This is a genomic window from Neolewinella xylanilytica (assembly GCF_002934605.1).
In the GTDB taxonomy this organism is placed as follows: domain Bacteria; phylum Bacteroidota; class Bacteroidia; order Chitinophagales; family Saprospiraceae; genus Neolewinella; species Neolewinella xylanilytica.
This window is the reverse complement of record NZ_PTJC01000007.1, coordinates 315,950-334,712: the sequence shown is the minus strand read 5'-3', so window position 1 is coordinate 334,712 and position 18,763 is coordinate 315,950. Positions and strand designations below refer to the sequence as shown.

Below are 18,763 nucleotides of genomic sequence, written 5' to 3'. Positions count from 1 at the left end.
CGATGATTTTTGGGTATTGCTTACCTCGCTTTTGGTCCAGGGGGCGTCGAGTAGGCTCTCCAGCGCCTGCTCCAGTAAAACCAGTATCTTCTTTCGCCAGGTCGCCGGGCCACCTTGCTGATTGCAAAAGGCTAAGCTGGCCACGATACCCTTCTGGGTTTTACCCGTGGTACTCACCTTTCCAAAAAGACCAACCCTTACTTTTAGCCAACGCGATCAATTACCCAACCAGGTTCCATACGCAAAAATGAAGGTGCTAGACAGGTTTGAGGTTAATGATAGATTAGCAAGAATAGATAAAGATCTAAAGAGAGGCTTAGTCTCGAAGGCTATTGACCGGTCGCATGGATTTATCCGTGCCTATCCAAACAACTTGGAATTCAGAAGAAAACTTGGAGAAATATACTTTCAGGTAGGAAGAATCGACAAGGCCGGCCTTTATTGGCTGCTGATTGAAGACGATGACCCAAGGATAAAGGAGGCGGTAAGCTTGTATTTGGAGAGTATAAACGGATCGGGGTACAAAGCGCTGCGGGACCTCAAGTTTTACGGCGAGGAAAACCGTTTACCCGACGGCGTCAAACACCTTCTTTCCTCGCTGCAGACCAAGGCCGAGAAAGAAGTAGGTCATATTCCTACGTACGGTGGAAAGAAAAACGAATCGCCTGTAGACAAAAGGACGACCGTTCAGAAATTCAAAGATTCAGCGTTTATCGGTGCGGTGATTCTTATGCTGATTCTTGTAGTTGTCTTTTTACTGGTTGGAGCGGTAACTACGTTCAGGTGGCTGTTTTACATGGTATGGACACTGCGCTATCGTCAAGCCGGCGGAGAGCCTTGTAGGCGTCGAAGAAGTCTGCAACGGCTGATCTACGGCTGGTCCCGATCCGGATGAATATGGGTGCAGCCGGCTTGCGGTGGCGCCTTTGACAGTCAGGTATCACCCATTTCGGGTGGACAAATCATTTGTCAGGTGAGCTAGCTTCCGGGTCATTTCCCTTCTCCTGCGCCCCGCCGCCCAAATACAAAACACCCCCGCCCGCATATACCGCGCACGGGGGTGTCGTATTAAAGATCAAAGCAGGCTGACGGCCTGGTTCGTCTTCACTACCATTTGCCTTCATCGTCCCCGAAGAGCACCTCGCTGAAGTATTTTCCCGTAGGCCCGTCCTCCCCGATCAGCGCATACTTGACGATACGCGCCGCACCGACTTCCACCGGCTCGGTGCCCGGGTTCCGGTTCATGTCGGTGTCGATGGCGCCGGGGCAGACGGCGTTCACCCGGAAGTTGGTATCCCGCAGGTCATAGGCGACCTGGATGGTGTACATATTCAGGGCGGTTTTGGAAGACTGGTAGCCCGTAAGCTTGTAGTCGTAGTAGGAGTTGGTCGTATCGGTCGCCACGGTCTGCGAGGCCAGGCCCGTGCTCACGTTGACGATCCGCGGGGCGTCGGAGCCCTGCATCAGGTCGACGAAGGCCTGGGTCATGCGGACCACGCCGTAGTAATTGGTCTCGAATATCTCCTTGATCGCGTCGGGATCCATGGTCAGGGAGCGCTGCTCGGTGCCGCCGCCGACGCCCGCATTGTTGATGAGGATATCGAGGGTATCGACCTTGCCGGCGATGTACGCCCGGGCGGCGTCGACGGAGGCCTGGTCGCTTACGTCCAACTGGACGGTTTCGAGGTTGGTCAAACCTTCTGATTTCAGTTGTTCGACCGCTTTCCGGCCGTTCTCCGGGTTGCGGCTGCCGAGGTAGACGTAAATGCCTTCCCGGGCCAGCTGGCGAGCGATTCCGAGGCCGATGCCTTTGTTGGCGCCGGTGACTAATGCAGTTTTCATGGGGGTAGTATTGCGTTAATTGATAGGGCAAAACTACCGGGGGTACCGGTCGACTATACCGGAGAAATCATTCGGAAACCCGGACAAATCAGTTTACGGACTCCATAAATTGTCCGACACTCTTGCCCGTAAACTTCTTGAATTGCCGGGAGAAGTAGTCCGGGTCGCTGTAGCCCAGGTCGTAGGCGAGTTCCTTGATGCTGGGCTGCTCGAGGTAGAGCCGCCGCTGCGCCTCCAGCATCAGGCGGTTGGTAATGTACTCCTTCGGGGAGGTGCCCGCCACTTCCTTCACGATCCCGTACAGCGTACTCGGGCTCGTGGCCAGCTCCTCGGCGATATGGCTCACTGATACCTGCTCCGTCAGGTGCCGCTCCACGGCGTCCTTAAACTCGGCGAATTTGGCCATCCGGGCGTTGACGGGCCGCTTTTCAACCAGGCTGTAGGCGTGTTCCAACTCCGTCAACAGGCTGGTGAGGTAAGACAGGAAAATGGGGGAATCCGTACGCGCGCCCTTGGGGTGGCGCAGCAGGTTTTCGATGATCGCGAAGGCAGCGGTCACCCGCGCGGCCGTAGCTTCGTCGAAGTCGACGACGGCCGTATGGTTCGGATGGAGTAGGAAGCCAAACTGCCGGGGCAGCAGGGCCAGGGTACGGTCGTCGAAGGCGATTTGGTAGTACTCCTCCGCCGTATCGGAGGTGGGGTGCGTCAAGAGCTGATTGGGACGGACGAAAAGTAGCTGCCCGTCGGTGACGGATACCTTTTCCAGATCCACTTCGTAGCTCGAGGTGCCCTTGCTCACGAAGGAGAGGTAGTAGCCTACGGAGCGTTCCGCCTGCTCGTCCGCCGTGCAGCCCGTGTTGGGTAGCACAACGCCCTGCCGGGAGGCCATACAGACCGGTAAGCTGCTCCGCTGTGCCGGGATATTCATTGCCTGGTCGTTCATGGGATACACATCTTCACCGGTCCAGCACCATGCGTGGATCGCGGAGAAAAAAGGCCTGGGGGTGGGGAAAAGTTTTGGGGCGGGGGGATGGTCCGCCCGTTGTAGCCGATTGCCGTCCCACCCAAACTTACTCCTTACCACAGGGTTTGAGGAGAAACTAGTAAGACGGGCTATGGCAACAGTAAACGATAGTAGTGACGACAAGGCCACCGATCAAAATCGGGCGATTCACGTCACCTATGACCTCGACGCAAGCCGGGAAAAAGTGTGGAAAGCACTGACCGAGCCCAAGCTGGTAGAGCAGTGGCTCTTCCCCAACGATATCACCCCGGAGGTCGGCCGGCACTTTACGTTCCGTACTACGCCGGCACCGGGTTTCGACGGTCTTATCAACTGCGAGGTGAAGGAGGTGGAGGCGCCGCGCCGTCTGGTGTATACCTGGCAGACCGGCCCACTCGATACGGTAGTTAATTGGTCGCTGGAGTCAACCGACAGCGGATCCACCCGCCTAAAGCTGTCGCACGAGGGTTTTCGGCCGGAAGACGACGGGATCTATAATCTGTTAGCCGGAGGTTGGCGCGATCGGTCTGGTGCCTTATTGAAGGAGTTGGTGGCGTCGATGTGAGACTGCTTAGTGTTCCTCAAAACCTTTGAAATTCCAGCTAACTCAGCTAATTGTCTAACAGGAACTAGACTGTGGTGATCAGGATATGCCCTTCTCCGTGCGCTACCCGAACGGCAGGACTTCCGTTCAGACCACCGACTCCAGCTCCGGCTCCGCAACTTCCTCCCGCTCCGGCCGTTCGTTCGGCTTAATGATCATCCGGAAGTACTGGTCCTTATTGACGTAGTAGCCCAGCCAGTTCAGCAGGGTCCGGATCCGGTTGCGGAAGTTGATCAGGCCGGCGATGTGGACGAAGATCCAGATGCACCAGGCCAGGAAGCCCGTTACGGTATACCGGTTCTTCGGCAGGTCGAGTACGGCTTTGTTCCGGCCGATGATGGCCATAGATCCCTTGTCCGTGTAGCGGAAGGGGGTCCATTCGCCGGGCTTCCGCAGCAGGTTGTCAGCCAGCTTGGCTGCCTGCTGCAGGGCCGGCTGGGCCAGTTGGGGGTGGCCTCGGGGATATTCCTCGTCGCCGACGATCAGCGCGCAGTCACCCAGGGCGAAGATGTTCCCGTAGGCCGGCAGGCGGTTAAAGCGGTCGGTCTTGAGTCGTCGGCCCCCGCCGAAGCTCTCCGCGGAGAAGCCGGGGAAAGACTTCGCCGCTACCCCGGCCGCCCAGATCAGGTTCTTGGTGCGTATTTCCTCGCCGTTGGCCAGGTAGACGGTATTACCGTCGAAGTCGGACACCAGGGTGTTCATGATCAGTTTCACGCCGAGTTGGGTCAGCTGGCGGGTCGTATACGCCTGTGACTCGGCCGACATACTGGCCAGGGGGGAACCCAGCCCGTCCACCAGGACGATGTCGCCCAGGTCTATTTGGTTCAATTCCGGGTAATCCTTGCGCATAACCGATATTTTCATCTCCGACAGTATGCCCGCCAGCTCCACCCCGGTCGGCCCGGCACCGGCGATGACGAAGGTCAGGTACTTCTTGCGCTCCACCGGGTCCGCGATGCGGGTAGCCCGGTCCAGGCGAGTCAGGATGACGTTGCGCAGGGAGAGCGCGTCGCTGATGGTCTTCATCGGCAGACTGAGTTGCTCGATGTGTTCGTTGCCGAAGTAGTTGGGTTCGGTACCGGTGGCCATGACCAGCACGTCGTAGGTCAGTTCTCCGTTGTCCAGGATGATCCGGTTTTCCTGCGGCACTACCCGTTGCAGGCGGCCCAAGCGGAAGCGGACGTTCTTCAGGTCCCGGATGATCTTGCGGAAGGGATAACTGATGGCGGACGGCTCCATGAAACCCGTGGACACCTGGTAGATCAGGGGCGGGAAGAAGTTATAGTTGTTGCCGTCCACCAGGATGACCTCTATGCCGGGTGCGTTACCCAGTCGTTTGACCAGCTCCAGGCCGGCGAAGCCCCCTCCGACGATGACGATTCTCTGTGCAGCTTTCATACTTTAGCGTATTGCTGCTGCAAAGGTCCGCCCCCCGGCTACCAATAAAGTTAAGCTGGATTAAGAAATGAATTTACCGACACGTCATGGAGCAGCTTTTCGCTAACCTCAAGCTGTACTGCACCGTCAGCGAGGAGGACTACCGTCACATTCGGACCTACTTCACGGAAAGGCACCTCGACAAAAAAGAGATCGTCTACGAGGCCGACCGGCCCAACCTCCACCATTACTTCGTGGTCAGCGGGTGCCTCCAGATGTACTTCATCACGCAGCGCGGACAGGAGCAAACGCTGCAGTTCGCGATCCCCGACTGGTGGTTGACCGACTACCGCGCCTGGCACCACGGCAGGAGCTCCGAATTTTCGATCCAGGCGGTACGGGAGTCCGTGGTGCTGGAGATCAGCCGCGACCGACAGGCGGAGCTACTTCACCGCTACCCCCAGCTCGAAACCTACTTCCGCAAAATCTACGAGACGGCCTACGGAACGGCGCAGCGGCGCATCAAATTCATGTTCGACTACTCGAAGGAGGAGATCTATTTCTCCTTCCGCGATGCCCACCCCGAGATCGCCAACAGCGTCCCCCAGTACCTGCTCGCCGGCTACCTGGGGCTGACCCCCGAGTACCTGAGCAAGCTGCGGCACCAACGCAACAAATGAAGAGTTTACGTATCGCCTATCGTTTGTAGGGCGCCGGAGCGCAGGAAAAGAGATCGCCCCCCCCTACTCTACTTCCACTTGATCCCGCAGCCGGCGCTGGGATATTGCTTCTCCGGGCTCGGCTTGCCGGCCAGCAGATCGTCGAGGGCACCGCGCAGGTCTTCCCCGGTGAGTGGCTTACCCGAGTTCGGACGGCTTTCATCGAGGCGGCCGCGGTAGTAGAGCTTCCCTTCGCCGTCGAAGAGGTAGAGGTCCGGCGTACAGGCGGCATCGTAGGCGCGGGCGACGGACTGGTCCTCGTCGTACAAGTAAGGAAAGGTGAACAGGTTATTCAGCGCAAAGGCCTCCATATTATCGGGGCTGTCGACGGGGTACTTCTCCACGTCGTTGCTGCTGATGGCGACCGCGCCGATCCCCTTGGGCTCGTAGTCGTTGGCCACGTCCACCAGCTCGTCGATGGTGTGAATGACGTAGGGGCAGTGGTTGCAGATGAAGTAGACCAGGGTGCCCTTTTCGCCCTTCACGTCGTCGAAGGTCAGCTTGGCGCCGGACATGGTGTCTTCCAGTTTGAAATCGGGTGCCGTAGTGCCGATGTCTACCATCGTGGATTCTGTCAGTGCCATGTGGGCTTCGAATTGAGGTTAGCTATCATAAGGCACTTAACGGCGCCGGGGTTGACTTGGCCCCCTCCTTTCCACCATCGCGGATTTACGGATACCCACCCTCCACCAGAAGTATTCCCGATGCAGGTGCTCCCCCCATCCGCTGTCTTGCTGTCGACCGGGCTTTTCTATCCGGCTCAGGGTCGGGGAGATCTGCCGCAAACTGGACATTAGTCCGGCCACCTTCTCCAACCTTTCCGTCGCTCAAGTTGCTACTCCAAGTCCGTTGAGCGCGACGACGCGGAAGTGTGGTGGGCTCAACCTCAATGTGCGGCAGCCGCAACGGGTTTGCTGCCGATCTGCTGCATCAGGGCCATAGTGTCGAACTGCATCCAGTGGTTCACTATCATGTTATCTTCTATCTCGTACATGATAAAGCCATCCACATTTACCTCCTGACCGGTTGGCGCGATACCGAACAACTCCCCCTTATGCTGTCCCCGGACGGTTGCTCGACACACCACTTTGTTTCCTTCTGCAACGAGGTCTTTTATGCCAAGCTGATAATTAGGCAATCCCGCCTCGAACAAGATTATATGTTCTCTTAGTTCGCGGTCCACAATGAACTTATCAAGGGTGGCGCGTGATTTGTCCGTGTTTAACGCCTGCGCGTAATCCTGGATCAGCTTTTTACTTTTTTCCGTAGTGCTCATGGTCGTGTGCTTGTTTTAAAATGGTAGCGATGAGTTTCGGTAAAAATAGGACCGTGGTGTCACCTGCTATTGTAAAAAAAGGACATTCTCAGGCACCTATCAGGGCTGGCATGGCACGGTAGTAGTTTATAAAATCCGACGGCTTTTTTCCGGAAAAATCGTAGAGGTCCTTAATAAAGTGTGCTTGATCATAATATCCGCCTTCATCGACAATGTCCATCCAGTTACTTGAAGCAGAAGTCGATAGGTAGGAGACGTAGTTGAACCGTTTGATGCGGGAAAACAACTTCGGGCTTACCCCCACTTTTTCAGTGAATCGCCTCCTGAGTTGTCGGGGACTGATGCAGAGTTCATCGGATAGCTTGCTGATGGACAGCATGCCTTTTTGCTGCACAATGGAAGCTAAAGCATAATCTTCCCTATCTATAGCAAGGCGAGACTTGCAAAGTTGCTTTAACAAGAATTCTTCCAGTAGGGTAATGCGTTGCTGGCTGGTTTTGCTTTCCAATATCCGGTTCTCCAATTGGTCGGCTTCACTTCCCAGGACCAATTTCAATTCAATACGCAGGTTCGTGAATGCGATCATGGGCACTCCCAAAACATTTGCAAGACCGGCAGGCCCAAAGGCAATACCGATCATCCCCGGTCGGCCCTTAAGGCGCAGCGTGTAGCTCTTGGTAAACTGCCCTGCTATAAAACTGCGAGGAACGTCTTCCCACCTACCCTTTGCATCTTGAACTTGATAGGGGTCTTCATAATTGAACACCATACCACCCAGACCATTAGGAGGTGAATGCACTTCAAGCGCGCCTTCCATTGCCCGGTGGCTTTCCCAGACGTAATAGCACCTAACGAACGGCAATAAGGCTATCGAGGGTTGATATTTACGGTATACCATAGCAGTCCTTCAATATAGTGGACAAGAGCCCAAAAAGTAACCGATAGTATGACTTGAGCCCGCTATACTCACCACGGAATGGTTTGGAACCGGGCAAAACGCACTGTTACCTAGGGTTCTGAAGTTCAGCGTCAATAGCGCGCAGTTTGTTCCTAGACTTCTTGGCTTGCTTCAGGCGCCCGCTCATTGCTTCTCGGAACTCACTGTATGCCTCGTACTAATGGAATCAATCTCCACTTTTCGTAGCAACTTCCACAAGTGACTTGCCGGAACTTTCCATTTTTATTGTGTGGGAATGAATCCCCGCGCGGAGAGCATCTGCCCGCTCCACCTTATAGCCCGGCCGGATCAGGCTTAGTCATTTGCCAATGGTCGTTTCGGCGTACTACGTTTCGGAACCACGGATGTATAAGGTATCCCCGCATTGGCCGCCTGCACCGTGTTGTACTGCTCCGCTTAACCCGCACGGTTGCTGACGGAACCGACGCGAGCCGGAAGCACCCAATAGGTGAAAGTGGGTCATTTGCCCTGTCCGCTGTGAATTTTATTTGTCGATAACCAGACTAAGATAGTACCAAAACGACCGCCTAAAATCACTATTGATGATGATTTTGGTGGTAATACAACCTGCCAGTATAGGGCACCGTCACGCCTGAGGCTACTGTTGACCGATGAGACATCTTCATCAATTCCGGCCCCGCTGAGGTGACGACGGATGACCGAAGCGGAAGTTACAGGTTGCTATCGTAAGGCAGTTTCGGGGGTTCGGATTGAACCGCCCATACACATCTTTGCTTACCTTCCCGAAAACACCGCACCTGCGCTATGCGCCCACTCGTTCTGCTTCTCTGGCCCGTACTGATCCTGCTAGGAAGCGGGGGGTGCCGTCCTAAGGAGCGGCAGCCAGAGTTTCTGTTGCGGGCCAGTCTGCTGGTGGCCGAAGACCACACCTGGTACCGGGCCTTCGAATACTTCGGGGAGATCCTGGAAGAGCGCTCCGACGGCCGGATCGTGCTGCAGACCTACCCCTCCGAGCAACTGGCGAAGGAGATCGAGGCCATCCGGATGATCCAGACCGGGGTGATCGATATGACCAGTACGAGTAGTCTGCTGAGCAACTGGACGGAGATCATGGCCTTCTGCGAAATGCCCTTCTACATGGAAAGCATGGAGGAGGTCGACAGCCTGATGAACGGCGTGCTCGGCGAGCGGATCGAGGAGGCCATGATCCGGGATACCGGTCTGCGGCCCGTCGGCTACTTTCAGGCCGGTCCGCGCCACCTGACCTCCAATCGCCCGATCCGGACCCCGGACGACCTGACGGGGCTGGTGATCCGCATCCCGAACATCCCCGCCTTCGTGACCGCCTGGGACGCCCTCGGCGCCAAAGCCACGCCGATGGCTTTTTCCGAAGCCTTCACTTCCCTGCAGCAGGGCGTCATCAACGCCCAGGAGAATCCCCTGCCCCTCACCAAGATGGCCGGCTTCTACGAGGTACAGGACTACGTCAACCTGACCAGCCACGTCTTCGGGTGGACCCACCCCGTGATCGGGGAGAAGCAGTTCCAGGAATTTCCCGACGACCTGAAGGCGATCTTCCTGGACTGCGCGAGGGACATGCAGGCCTACGAAAGGGAACTCTTTTACGCCAACGCCGAGGAGACGCGGCAGTTCCTGGAGGATGCCGGCATGGAATTTCTGGAGGTCGACCGCCCCGCTTTCGTGGCGGGCTGCGGGGACGCGGTATACAACACCCTTTCTCCCGATATGCAGGCGCTGTACCGTCAACTAAAATCCCCCGCCCAGTGAGGCCGTTCGTCCGCATCGCCGATACCGTCCTCAAATGGGGCACCCTGCTGATGACCGGGGCCTTCATCGGTTGTATCCTGGTGCAGATCTACGCCCGCTTGTTTATGACCACCGCTCCTTCGTGGACGGAGGAAGCCGCGCGCCTGTTCTTCGTCCTGGCCATCGCCTTCGCCGCGGGGCCGGCTCTGAAGCGGGACTACTACGTGTACTTCGACTTCGTCTACGACCGGCTCGCCCCCCGGTGGCGCCGCCCGCTGCTGGTGGCCATTGACGCCCTGACCGTCCTGCTCTTTCTGCTTTTCCTGTACCACGCCGTGGCCTTTACGGTGATGGGACTGGCGGAGCGGTCACCGAGCATGCAGTTTCCGATGGTGATCGCTTTCGGGAGTATGGTGGTGCTGGCGCTTTCCGTCCTGCTCTACGCCGTGAAGCGGTTACTGGCGCACTTACCGGCTAATTCGGGGCAGGCATGATCTGGTTACTCCTCGGCAGCTTCGTGGTTTTCCTCGGTTTGCGCTTTCCGATCGCCTTCGCCCTGGGGCTGTCGTGCCTGCTCTATCTGGTGGTGGCGGACATTCCCCTGATCGTGGTGCCGATGAAGATGTACTCGGGCATCGACGTCTTCGTCCTGCTGAGCATTCCCGGCTTCATCATGGCGGGCAACCTCATGAACCAGGGCGGACTGACCGAAAAGATCATCACCTTCTGCAACCGGCTGGTGGGGCACATCCGCGGGGGACTGGCCCTGGCCAACATCGCGGCCTCCATGCTCTTCGCCGGGATTTCGGGCACGGCCATTTCGGATACGGCCAGCATCGGGTCGGTCATGATCCCGGCCATGAAGCGGGAGGGCTACGACGCGCCCTTCGCCTGCGCGGTGACGGCTTCCTCCTCTACGGTAGGCCCCATCATTCCGCCGAGCGTATCGATGATCATCGCCGCTACGCTGACGGGGCTGTCGGTGGGCAAACTCTTCCTGGCGGGGGCCATTCCGGGCCTGCTGCTCGGCCTGTCGCTCCTCGGCCTCACCTATTACATTTCCCGGAAGCGGAAATACCCGGTACACGACCGGAGCAGCCTGCGGCAGATCGCCCGCAGCTTTTTCGACACCTTTTGGGCGCTTTTGATGACGGTGGTGATCCTCTACGGGATCATCGGCGGCTTCTTCACGCCCACGGAGGCCTCGATCGTGGCGGTGATCTACGCCCTGCTGGTCGGGCTGTTCGTGTACCGGCGACTGACCGTCAAAAAGGCCCTGGTCGTCTTCCTGGACTCGATGAAGACCTCGGCCGCCCTCATGGTCCTCATCGGCTTCGCCAACCTCTTCGGGTGGATCCTGATCATCGAGCGGCTGCCGCAGGCGGTGTCGGCGGGCATCCTGGACCTGACCGGTAATCCGTACCTGGTCCTGCTGCTGATCAATCTGCTGCTGATCTTCGTGGGCACCTTCATGGAGACGATCGCGGCGCTGCTGATCCTGTTTCCCATCCTCCTGAACGTAGCCATGGAGGTGGGGATCGACCCCATTCACTTCGCGGTGGTGGCCGTCCTGAACCTGATGATCGGGCTGACCACGCCGCCGCTGGGCGTCTGCTTGTTCGTGGCGGCCGGCATCGGGAAGACCTCCATCGGCAGCGTGGCCCGGGCGGGCTTTCCTTTCCTGCTGATGAGCCTGCTCGTACTGGCGCTGGTGACCCTGTTCCCGGGCCTTTCGCTGTGGCTACCGGAGCTGTTCGCGGACTGATGAATCCGGGCCTCGGCAGCCTAGCAGGGGCAGTGGGACGACGATGGTCACCGCACATCGGCCCGGGCCGTATGGTTCTATGTGCTCAACTGACAATACGCACACTATGGCCGACATGACGCTGGAACAACTTTCGGAAAAGATTCGGGACATCGACTTTGGCATGTTTTCGACGCGCACTGAAGGCAATGCTGTTGCCAGCCGCCCGATGAGCAATAACGGAGAGGTGGAATACGACGGCGATTCTTACTTCTTCTGTCACGAATCCACGAGGATGGTCAGCGACATCGAGGGCGACGCCCACGTCGGCCTGACCTTTACCGGTAAGAAGGGACTGCTGGGCAAGCCACCGATCTTCATTGCAATCGTGGGTACCGCCGAACTGATCCGCGACAAGGCCCGCTTCGCCAAACACTGGGTAGAGGACCTGGAACGGTGGTTCAAGCAGGGCATCGACACCCCGGGGCTGGTGATGATCCGGGTGCAGGCCGAGCGCATCCACTACTGGGACGGTGAGGACGAGGGCGAGTTGATCCCTTAGGCGGCGCGGGGAGCAGTCAGCGGGGTCGGACGGATTTGCGGACAGTTGCCTACCTTTCCCAAGCACCGCGTAAACCGATCCCCATGACCATCCTCTGCATTACCTGCTATTACAAGGGCGCTCCCTTCCTCCGTGCCGCCAAGGCCGCCGGGAATACCGTCTACCTACTGACGGCTAAGAAGCTGGAGCACGAGTTCTGGCCCCGGGAATCGATCGACGAGTTTTTCTACCTGGAGGACGACAGCAATTCCCCCACCAACCTGTACAACCTCGCGAAGGGATTTGCCTGGATGGCCCGCAGCCGAAAGATCGACCGGGTCGTCGCCCTCGACGACTTCGACGTGGAGAAGGCCGCCTACCTGCGCGAGGAGTTTCGCATTCCGGGTATGGGGCAAACCACCGCCCGCCATTTTCGTGATAAATTAGCTATGCGCGTCAGAGCGTGGGAGAACGGTATCCCGGTACCCCGCTTTGCCGACCTCTTCAACGACGTGGAACTGACCCAATACGCGAATACCGTTACCTATCCCTGCCTGGTGAAACCCCGCGGGGAAGCCAGCGCCACCGGGATCAAGAAGGTCCACTCCGCCCAGGAGCTTTGGGACCATGTGCACAGCCTCGGGGAACGCCGGAAAGATTTCCTCGTCGAGGAGTTTCGTCCGGGCGATGTCTACCACGTGGATGCCCTTTCCGTAGATGGCGAGATCGTTTTCTGCCAGGTATCCCGTTACCTCAGCACCCCCTTCGAAGTAGCTCACGGGGGCGGCATCTTCCGCTCCGTCAGCGTACCCTACCACGACGAGGACGCCGTAATCCTGCGTCGCCTTACCGAGGACGTAATGCACGCCTTCCGGATGCAATTCAGTGCCTCCCACACGGAGTTTATTAAGACCCAGGATGGCCAGTTCGTCTTCCTGGAAACCGCCAGTCGGGTCGGCGGCGCCCACCTCGCCGAAATGGTGGAGGCGGCCACGGGCGTGAGCCTATGGGAAGAATGGGCCAAACTCGAAACGGCGATGGCGCAGGAGAAGCCCTACAGCGTCCCCCAGCGCCGCTACGACCAGTCGGGCATCATTGTCAGCCTGTCTCGCTACGAGCATCCCGATACGGCCGGCTTCACCGACCCGGAGATCGTCTGGCGGATGGACAAAAAGCAGCATATCGGCCTGATCGTCGCCTCGGAGTCTACGCAGCGGATTCTAGACTTGCTCGACGATTACGCCGGTCGGATTGGCCGGGACTTTCATGCTTCGGCTCCGCCGGCTAGTAAGAGTTTGCACTAGGTGGGTAGTATGCAGGGGATAAGTGATAGAGGGGCAGTTTGGAGGAGATAAGATCTATTTTTAGGGGGTGGATTGGGCTTTAGCACTTGTGGGGGTCTTGTGGCTTTTAGCGCGAGATAATGGTTTCCCGCAGGACAACTCGGCTCGGAAAGCCTCGACCTCAGCCACGCACAAAGGTCGAGTGGCTTCCAGCCCGGGATGATACTGCCGCGCAGGACAACTCAACTCAGAGAGCCTCCCTAGTACGTAAAAAGGTCGAGTGGCCTTTGACCCGAGAGGATACTATTCCGCAGGACCGAACCGGATCGAATTTGTCATCTCCCCTACTCTTTTTGTTGAGCGATTCACCTGCGCGCCGGCGCCCCGGAAAGCTTATCTTTGCCGCCCAAACCAACTAACAACCAATGCGCGTACGTATTCTCACCCTTTGTTTTGCGTTGCTTACGGCCGGGTTGACGGCTCAGATCCAGTCACCGCCCCCGTCACCCCTGTCTAAAGTGGAGACCACGATCGGACTCACCGACGTAGCAATCGAGTACAGCCGCCCCGGAAAGAAAGGCCGCGACCTCTTCGGCGAGGGCGGACTGGTACCCTACGGCGAAATCTGGCGCACCGGTGCTAACCAAGCCACCAAGATTACCTTCAGCGATGCCGTTACCCTAGCCGGCCAAGAAGTTCCCGCCGGAGCCTACGCCATCCTCACCCGCCCCACCGAAGATCAGTGGGAAGTGATGTTTTATGACTATGCCGGCGGACAGTGGACCGCCTACGTGGAACGGGAACCCGCCGTAACGGTCACCGCGGAAGTAGTCGAAGCCGAAGACGAAGCCGAAACCTTCACCATCGACGTAGCCAACTACAGTCTCGACGGTGCCGAGCTCACCATGAAGTGGGGAGAAGCGATGGTTGCCCTGCCCGTTCAGTCGAACGCCAAGGAGAGCGTGATGGCCACCATCGACCGGGTAATGGCCGGACCGAGCACCAACGATTACTTCCAGGCCGCCACCTTCCTCAACGAAGTAGGCGAAAACGAAAAGGCCCTGGAGTACGTCCAGAAAGCGAACGGCATGAGCGACAACCCCGCCTACTGGATGCTGCGCCGCGAAGCCGTGATCCTGCACGACCTCGGCCGCAACGACGAAGCCGTGGAAGTAGCCCGCAAGTCGATGGAGCTAGCCCAGGAAGCCGGCAACATGGACTACGTGCGCATGAACGAAGCCTCGATCGAGGAGTGGGATATGAAATAGGATCCTTTACTGCAATTAAAAAGGGCGCACCGGAGATTCCGGTGCGCCCTTTTTATTGTCCGGACACGCGCAGGTGCAAGCACCCTCCGAGGTCCTGTGCTTTTACCAGGAGCATAAGGAATGACCTCAAAGTGTTGGCGAAGCCACCTTTGAGTGTCCGGTACCGGTCTCCGTCCCCTACCGCCGATTAATGGAACTCGTGATCAGGCTGGTAGCCGCGATCACCGTGCCAAAGACGACGGCCGATGCCAACACCCGTACCGTCGACCCCTTCATCACAATGCCACTCTTCTTGGCTTTATCGTCGAAGTCGCCGTGGCTGCCGTGGTCGCCGGGGACGGTTTCGAAGAGGTAGTCCTGACTGTGGGTGGCGGCTTCTTCGGTTTGCTGCCCTTCCACGGCGGTTTTACCGAGGAAGAGGTCCATCAGGCCCGGGAATAGCTTGCTCCCCAGGATGGTCTGGACGGCGGGCAGCCCGACGTAGTATTCCCGATCGTTCGTATTAGCGGCCGACACCACTGCCCGGGCGGCTACCTCCGGCTGGTAGATTGTTCCCATGGGCCGGGGCTGCTTCGTCAACTTGTTCCGCACCATATTGAACTGGGGGGTGTTGATGCCCGGCAACTGTACCATGGTAGTTTTAACGTTGCTTTTCTCGTGCTTCAGCTCGGAACGGATGCTGTCGTAAAAGCCTTCTATGGCATGCTTGGCCCCGCAGTAAGCCGTTTGCAGCGGAATGCCCCGGTAGGCGAGCGCGGAACCTACAAAGACGATGCTCCCCCGGTTACGGGGCTGCATGCGCTTGAGGGCGCACTTCGTACCGTAGACTACGCCGAGGTACGTCACTTCGGTGACCCGCTTGAACTCGTCCATATCGATGTCCTTGAATAAACCCAGGACGCTGTTCATCGCGTTATTCACCCACACGTCGATCGGGCCGTAAGTTTCTTCCACCTTACTGGCGGCTTCGTCCAGCGCACGGAAATCGGAAACGTCAAGCGGCAGTACTAGGGCCTCCCCACCCAGTGCTTCCACCTCCCGGCGGGCGGCTTCCAAGCCCTCCTTATTGCGGGCAATCAGGCCGATGCGGGCGTGTTCCTTGGCGAACTCCCGGGCGATGGCCCGACCGATACCGGCCGATGCTCCGGTGATCACGATGGTACGGGGACGTTCGAATTGTGTTGTTGACATAGCTTAAAGACGTTTAGTATATACTTAGTACAACCGGGTGGCCGGGTTACATTGTTCGGATACGCATGTCCGCCAGCTCCGAAATGCCCTACTTCGTCAAACCCTCCGTAAATCTTTCCCCGGAGGAGAAAGCAACCGCCTACGATCAGGCCTACGCCGCGATCATTGCCACCATCGGTGACGAGGCGGACGATACCATGAAAATGGCGACAATCAATTGCCTGCTTAAGACCTTCCTCCCCTATTACTACTGGGTCGGATTCTACCTCGTACGCAACGGACGGCTGGTGGTCGGGCCCTACCAGGGCACCCTTGGCTGCCTGTACATTGACTTCGGGCGGGGGGTCTGCGGTACGGTCGCCGCCACCGGCCGGACCAAGATCGTCGGCAATACCCATGCCCTCGAACAGGGTAAAGAGCACATCGCCTGCGATCCCAACAGCCGCTCGGAGATCGTGCTGCCCGTCCGCCGGGCCGATGGAAGCCTGCTAGGCGTATTTGACGTGGATAGCTCCGTTGAGGACAGCTTTGACGAAATAGACCAGCAGTGGCTGGAGCGGATCCTGTCGATATTCGGGTAGCTTTTTGGTCCGCCGAGCGAAGCTCGTCTGCCCAAAAAAGCCTATGCCAGAAAATGCCTGGTGTCGGAACCGTGGGCGGACGACTAATACTCGCAACGAGCGAAGCTTGTCAGCCTCCAGGACCCGTGAGCGGACGAACTCCGTTACACTGCGTTCGGCAGACCACTAGCAAATTCAATCCGTATCCGAAGCGCCGAAGGCAGCCGCGAAGCGAATCCGTGGAATCAGTGTGAACCCCCGCCGCAGGTGCACCGAGCGCAGCGAGTCTATTCAACACCCACCCATCGGCAGGCCAGCTACGCTGGACGGACAACTAATGAAGCGTACCTTAGCCCCACGAGCAAAGCGAGCATCCCCACCAAATCCTACCTCGTAAACCGCAAATCAAGTATCACAAATCCCCTTGAGCTACACCATCAAGCTCCCCCAATTCGAAGGCCCCTTCGACCTGCTCCTCTTCTTCATCGAGCGGGACGAGCTGGATATCTACGACATTCCCATCTCCCAGGTAACCAACGACTTTCTCGACTACATGCGGGCGGCGGAGCAAATGGACATCGACCTGGCCAGCGAGTTCGTCCTGGTAGCGTCCACCCTCTGCCGGATCAAAGCTAAGATGCTGATCCCCCGCAAGCCCGTAGACGAGGAGGGCAACGAAATAGACCCCCGGGAAGAATTGGTCCAGCGACTGCTAGAGTACAAACGCTATAAAAGCGTACTAAAGGAACTCCGCGAATTGGAGACCCGGCGCGGATTACGCAATTACCGGGGCAACGTGGAGGACGAGCTCGAGCAACTCGCCACGAAAGCCCTCGTGGACGTCGAATTGGAAAGTGTCACCCTGTTCAAGCTCTTACGCGCCTACGAACGCATGATGGCGCGGCTGGAAGAGGCCAGCAAACGGCCGGTGATCCACGAAGTGGCCCAGTTTACCCACACCATCGAGGAGCAGCAGGACCGCATTCTCGCGCTGGTTCACGGTGTCCAGTTTGGGAAAGAAAAACCGGGCTTCGCAGCCATTTTCGGGGTGTGCACGACCCGGCTCCACGCCATCATTACCTTCCTGGGCCTACTGGAATTACTAAACGCCCACCAGGTAAGACTGGTGGGCGCTGCGGGGGTAAACGATTTTTATCTGGAAGCGGGTAGCCTGGAGGAGGAATAAAACGCCTCCTTTGCTACGGTTCTAATTCAGGACCGCCGGCGTAAGGTGCAAGAAGCGGGGCACCTCCACCTGGAAGTAGTTCTCCGTTCCTCCGTGTTCACGGTACATCACATAGCTGCCCTGCATGGCACCGATCGGCGTTCTGAACTGCACCCAGCTGTTGTACTCGTAGGATTCTCCGGGGGCAATAAGGGGTTGCTTGCCAACCACGCCCTCGCCTTCCACCAGCCTGCGTTCGCCGGTGCCTTCGATCACTTCCCACGACCGGCTCAACAGCTTGATCGGTAAGGCGCTGTTATTCGATATGCGGATCCGGTACGCGTGAACGTACTGCTCCTGCTCGGGCTGGGAGTATTGCTCCTGGTAGAAGCTCTCGGCGCTGACGGTAATGCGTTGGGTGGTTTGGCTGGTCATAGTGGGTTCGCTGGCTGCGCCAGCTTATTAGTAATCGGCTCCGCCGATTCGTTAGTGGGGTAGTGAGCCGATTTCGTCGGCTCGATAGTCCGGTAGGCGGCGGCTTTGCTACCTGACGCCTAGAAGGGCAGGTCGTCATCGGCTTCGACGACGGGGGCATCCTGGGCGGAGGGGAAGTCGCCGGGGGCGTCGTTGTTATTTGCGGCCGGGGCGGAAGCGTTGTCGCTACTCGACGCCTCGACGCGCCAGGCGTTGAGGTTGGTGAAGTACTTGTCTTGCCACTGGCGGCCGCGGAGGTCGAAGTGGACTTTGATCTCGTCGCCCTCATTGTACTGGTCGATGATGGCCGTGCGGTCCTGGGTGCACTGGAACTTAACGAAGTTGTCGTACTGCCCGCCGTCGTTGGCCTTGATGACAAAATCACGGACGCGGAAGCTTTCGCCTTTGGTTTCGGTTTCGTATTTCTTGACGAGCTCTCCGGTAATTTCGAATGACATAAGTTGAATTTTGGTCTTTCGCTAATCTAGCAATTTAGTCGGGCTTCCGGTTCGGAAAGCCACGACAATTAGGGAGTGGAATTACATTACGAGGGCTTACTGGGTCCGCTCGCAGGCTCCCGCGCACTCGCCGTACAGATTGAGGCTGTGGCCGGTGACCCGGAAGCTCAGGATGTCGCCCATCATGTTCTTGATCTGCTGCACCCGCGGATCGCAGAACTCGGTGACCCGGCCACAGGTGTTGCAGATCAGGTGATCGTGCTGCTTGTAGCCGTAGCTCTTTTCGTACTGGGCCAGGTTTTTGCCGAACTGGTGCTTTTTAACCAGGTCGCAGCTGACCAGCAACTCGAGCGTATTGTAGACCGTTGCCCGGCTCACCCGGTAATTGTTGGTCTTCATGTGGATGTAGAGCGACTCGGCGTCGAAGTGGTCGTCGCGGTTGTAGATTTCTTCCAGGATAGCGAAGCGCTCCGGCGTGCGGCGGGCCTTGCGCTCGCGCAAATGCTCGGAAAAAATGTCCTTGACCTGTTGGATGTCGGTGGTTGGATTGGATTGCATGCGTCGTGGAAAAA

At 57.9% G+C, this 18,763-nt stretch carries 21 protein-coding genes; 11 read left to right on the top strand and 10 right to left on the bottom strand.

The window, feature by feature from the left end:
* Positions 1-121 precede the first annotated feature (121 nt).
* Positions 122-895: a DUF6584 family protein gene (locus tag CLV84_RS19325; protein WP_104421479.1), complete on the top strand. Its 774-nt coding sequence runs from the start codon at positions 122-124 to the stop codon at positions 893-895.
* A 212-nt stretch (positions 896-1,107) separates the two neighbouring features.
* Here the strand turns inward: CLV84_RS19325 and CLV84_RS19320 are convergent, their stop codons facing one another.
* Together CLV84_RS19320 and CLV84_RS19315 are read right to left on the bottom strand one after the other, a co-directional pair.
* On the bottom strand, positions 1,108-1,842 hold the full coding sequence (locus CLV84_RS19320) for an SDR family oxidoreductase (protein ID WP_104421478.1): 735 nt from the start codon (positions 1,840-1,842) through the stop codon (positions 1,108-1,110).
* An 88-nt stretch (positions 1,843-1,930) separates the two neighbouring features.
* Positions 1,931-2,785, bottom strand: coding sequence for a helix-turn-helix domain-containing protein (locus tag CLV84_RS19315; protein WP_104421477.1), 855 nt, complete (start codon positions 2,783-2,785; stop codon positions 1,931-1,933).
* A 172-nt stretch (positions 2,786-2,957) separates the two neighbouring features.
* On the opposite strand from CLV84_RS19315, the gene CLV84_RS19310 reads away from it, so the two are divergent.
* Positions 2,958-3,410 carry an SRPBCC family protein gene (locus tag CLV84_RS19310; protein ID WP_170067786.1) on the top strand — a complete coding sequence of 151 codons (453 nt, stop codon included), beginning with the start codon at positions 2,958-2,960 and terminating at the stop codon, positions 3,408-3,410.
* 126 nt (positions 3,411-3,536) lie between these two features.
* On the opposite strand, the gene CLV84_RS19305 is transcribed toward CLV84_RS19310, so the two are convergent.
* Positions 3,537-4,847 carry an NAD(P)/FAD-dependent oxidoreductase gene (locus CLV84_RS19305; protein WP_104421475.1) on the bottom strand — a complete coding sequence of 437 codons (1,311 nt, stop codon included), beginning with the start codon at positions 4,845-4,847 and terminating at the stop codon, positions 3,537-3,539.
* Positions 4,848-4,933: 86 nt separating this feature from the next.
* Between CLV84_RS19305 and CLV84_RS19300 the strand changes: the two genes are divergently transcribed.
* Complete coding sequence (locus tag CLV84_RS19300; protein WP_104421474.1) at positions 4,934-5,506, top strand: Crp/Fnr family transcriptional regulator; 573 nt, start codon at positions 4,934-4,936, stop codon at positions 5,504-5,506.
* A gap of 68 nt (positions 5,507-5,574) precedes the next feature.
* Here CLV84_RS19300 and CLV84_RS19295 read toward each other — a convergent pair whose 3' ends face one another.
* From CLV84_RS19295 to CLV84_RS19285, 3 genes are all read right to left on the bottom strand, one after another.
* Positions 5,575-6,129: a thioredoxin family protein gene (locus CLV84_RS19295; protein ID WP_104421473.1), complete on the bottom strand. Its 555-nt coding sequence runs from the start codon at positions 6,127-6,129 to the stop codon at positions 5,575-5,577.
* 302 nt (positions 6,130-6,431) lie between these two features.
* On the bottom strand, positions 6,432-6,821 hold the full coding sequence (locus CLV84_RS19290) for an ester cyclase (RefSeq protein ID WP_104421472.1): 390 nt from the start codon (positions 6,819-6,821) through the stop codon (positions 6,432-6,434).
* Positions 6,822-6,909: 88 nt separating this feature from the next.
* The gene (locus CLV84_RS19285) at positions 6,910-7,719 is read right to left on the bottom strand and encodes a helix-turn-helix domain-containing protein (protein ID WP_104421471.1); all 810 of its coding nucleotides are present in this window, start codon (positions 7,717-7,719) and stop codon (positions 6,910-6,912) included.
* 825 nt (positions 7,720-8,544) lie between these two features.
* On the opposite strand from CLV84_RS19285, the gene CLV84_RS19280 reads away from it, so the two are divergent.
* From CLV84_RS19280 to CLV84_RS19255, 6 genes are all read left to right on the top strand, one after another.
* Positions 8,545-9,528, top strand: a complete 984-nt coding sequence (locus CLV84_RS19280) for a TRAP transporter substrate-binding protein (protein WP_104421470.1) — start codon at positions 8,545-8,547, stop codon at positions 9,526-9,528.
* On the top strand, positions 9,525-10,001 hold the full coding sequence (locus CLV84_RS19275) for a TRAP transporter small permease (RefSeq protein ID WP_104421469.1): 477 nt from the start codon (positions 9,525-9,527) through the stop codon (positions 9,999-10,001). The genes CLV84_RS19280 and CLV84_RS19275 overlap by 4 nt, the downstream gene beginning before the upstream one ends.
* A complete protein-coding gene (locus CLV84_RS19270; protein WP_104421468.1) occupies positions 9,998-11,272 on the top strand; it encodes a TRAP transporter large permease in 1,275 nt (424 codons plus the stop codon). Before CLV84_RS19275 ends, CLV84_RS19270 begins: the two co-directional genes overlap by 4 nt.
* 106 nt (positions 11,273-11,378) lie before the next feature.
* The gene (locus tag CLV84_RS19265; RefSeq protein ID WP_104421467.1) at positions 11,379-11,813 is read left to right on the top strand and encodes a pyridoxamine 5'-phosphate oxidase family protein; all 435 of its coding nucleotides are present in this window, start codon (positions 11,379-11,381) and stop codon (positions 11,811-11,813) included.
* An 83-nt stretch (positions 11,814-11,896) separates the two neighbouring features.
* Positions 11,897-13,096 carry an ATP-grasp domain-containing protein gene (locus CLV84_RS19260; protein WP_104421466.1) on the top strand — a complete coding sequence of 400 codons (1,200 nt, stop codon included), beginning with the start codon at positions 11,897-11,899 and terminating at the stop codon, positions 13,094-13,096.
* Positions 13,097-13,500: 404 nt separating this feature from the next.
* Entirely contained in the window at positions 13,501-14,343 is an 843-nt protein-coding gene (locus CLV84_RS19255) for a DUF2911 domain-containing protein (RefSeq protein ID WP_104421465.1), read from the top strand.
* A 177-nt stretch (positions 14,344-14,520) separates the two neighbouring features.
* Here CLV84_RS19255 and CLV84_RS19250 read toward each other — a convergent pair whose 3' ends face one another.
* Entirely contained in the window at positions 14,521-15,534 is a 1,014-nt protein-coding gene (locus CLV84_RS19250; RefSeq protein ID WP_104421464.1) for an SDR family oxidoreductase, read from the bottom strand.
* A 65-nt stretch (positions 15,535-15,599) separates the two neighbouring features.
* Here CLV84_RS19250 and CLV84_RS19245 point away from each other — a divergent pair, with 65 nt between their 5' ends.
* Positions 15,600-16,115, top strand: a complete 516-nt coding sequence (locus CLV84_RS19245; protein WP_104421463.1) for a GAF domain-containing protein — start codon at positions 15,600-15,602, stop codon at positions 16,113-16,115.
* Between the two features lie 403 nt (positions 16,116-16,518).
* Positions 16,519-17,280, top strand: a complete 762-nt coding sequence (locus CLV84_RS19240; protein ID WP_170067784.1) for a segregation and condensation protein A — start codon at positions 16,519-16,521, stop codon at positions 17,278-17,280.
* 21 nt (positions 17,281-17,301) lie between these two features.
* On the opposite strand, the gene apaG is transcribed toward CLV84_RS19240, so the two are convergent.
* The 3 genes from apaG to CLV84_RS19225 form a co-directional block, all read right to left on the bottom strand.
* Positions 17,302-17,694, bottom strand: a complete 393-nt coding sequence (apaG, locus tag CLV84_RS19235) for a Co2+/Mg2+ efflux protein ApaG (protein ID WP_104421461.1) — start codon at positions 17,692-17,694, stop codon at positions 17,302-17,304.
* Positions 17,695-17,813: 119 nt separating this feature from the next.
* Positions 17,814-18,191 (bottom strand): DUF3127 domain-containing protein, encoded by a 378-nt coding sequence (locus CLV84_RS19230; RefSeq protein ID WP_104421460.1) that lies wholly within the window; start codon positions 18,189-18,191, stop codon positions 17,814-17,816.
* Positions 18,192-18,287: 96 nt separating this feature from the next.
* Positions 18,288-18,749, bottom strand: coding sequence for a Fur family transcriptional regulator (locus CLV84_RS19225; RefSeq protein WP_104421459.1), 462 nt, complete (start codon positions 18,747-18,749; stop codon positions 18,288-18,290).
* Positions 18,750-18,763 lie beyond the last annotated feature (14 nt).

What these genes read in the sequence shown, in the direction of transcription:
- CLV84_RS19320 (WP_104421478.1), bottom strand. Translation starts at nt 1,842, where the DNA reads ATGAAAACTGCATTAGTCACCGGCGCCAACAAAGGCATCGGCCTCGGA.
- CLV84_RS19315 (WP_104421477.1), bottom strand. Translation starts at nt 2,785, where the DNA reads ATGAACGACCAGGCAATGAATATCCCGGCACAGCGGAGCAGCTTACCG.
- CLV84_RS19310 (WP_170067786.1), top strand. Translation starts at nt 2,958, where the DNA reads ATGGCAACAGTAAACGATAGTAGTGACGACAAGGCCACCGATCAAAAT.
- CLV84_RS19305 (WP_104421475.1), bottom strand. Translation starts at nt 4,847, where the DNA reads ATGAAAGCTGCACAGAGAATCGTCATCGTCGGAGGGGGCTTCGCCGGC.
- CLV84_RS19300 (WP_104421474.1), top strand. Translation starts at nt 4,934, where the DNA reads ATGGAGCAGCTTTTCGCTAACCTCAAGCTGTACTGCACCGTCAGCGAG.
- CLV84_RS19295 (WP_104421473.1), bottom strand. Translation starts at nt 6,129, where the DNA reads ATGGCACTGACAGAATCCACGATGGTAGACATCGGCACTACGGCACCC.
- CLV84_RS19290 (WP_104421472.1), bottom strand. Translation starts at nt 6,821, where the DNA reads ATGAGCACTACGGAAAAAAGTAAAAAGCTGATCCAGGATTACGCGCAG.
- CLV84_RS19285 (WP_104421471.1), bottom strand. Translation starts at nt 7,719, where the DNA reads ATGGTATACCGTAAATATCAACCCTCGATAGCCTTATTGCCGTTCGTT.
- CLV84_RS19280 (WP_104421470.1), top strand. Translation starts at nt 8,545, where the DNA reads ATGCGCCCACTCGTTCTGCTTCTCTGGCCCGTACTGATCCTGCTAGGA.
- CLV84_RS19270 (WP_104421468.1), top strand. Translation starts at nt 9,998, where the DNA reads ATGATCTGGTTACTCCTCGGCAGCTTCGTGGTTTTCCTCGGTTTGCGC.
- CLV84_RS19265 (WP_104421467.1), top strand. Translation starts at nt 11,379, where the DNA reads ATGGCCGACATGACGCTGGAACAACTTTCGGAAAAGATTCGGGACATC.
- CLV84_RS19260 (WP_104421466.1), top strand. Translation starts at nt 11,897, where the DNA reads ATGACCATCCTCTGCATTACCTGCTATTACAAGGGCGCTCCCTTCCTC.
- CLV84_RS19255 (WP_104421465.1), top strand. Translation starts at nt 13,501, where the DNA reads ATGCGCGTACGTATTCTCACCCTTTGTTTTGCGTTGCTTACGGCCGGG.
- CLV84_RS19250 (WP_104421464.1), bottom strand. Translation starts at nt 15,534, where the DNA reads ATGTCAACAACACAATTCGAACGTCCCCGTACCATCGTGATCACCGGA.
- CLV84_RS19245 (WP_104421463.1), top strand. Translation starts at nt 15,600, where the DNA reads ATGTCCGCCAGCTCCGAAATGCCCTACTTCGTCAAACCCTCCGTAAAT.
- apaG (WP_104421461.1), bottom strand. Translation starts at nt 17,694, where the DNA reads ATGACCAGCCAAACCACCCAACGCATTACCGTCAGCGCCGAGAGCTTC.
- CLV84_RS19230 (WP_104421460.1), bottom strand. Translation starts at nt 18,191, where the DNA reads ATGTCATTCGAAATTACCGGAGAGCTCGTCAAGAAATACGAAACCGAA.
- CLV84_RS19225 (WP_104421459.1), bottom strand. Translation starts at nt 18,749, where the DNA reads ATGCAATCCAATCCAACCACCGACATCCAACAGGTCAAGGACATTTTT.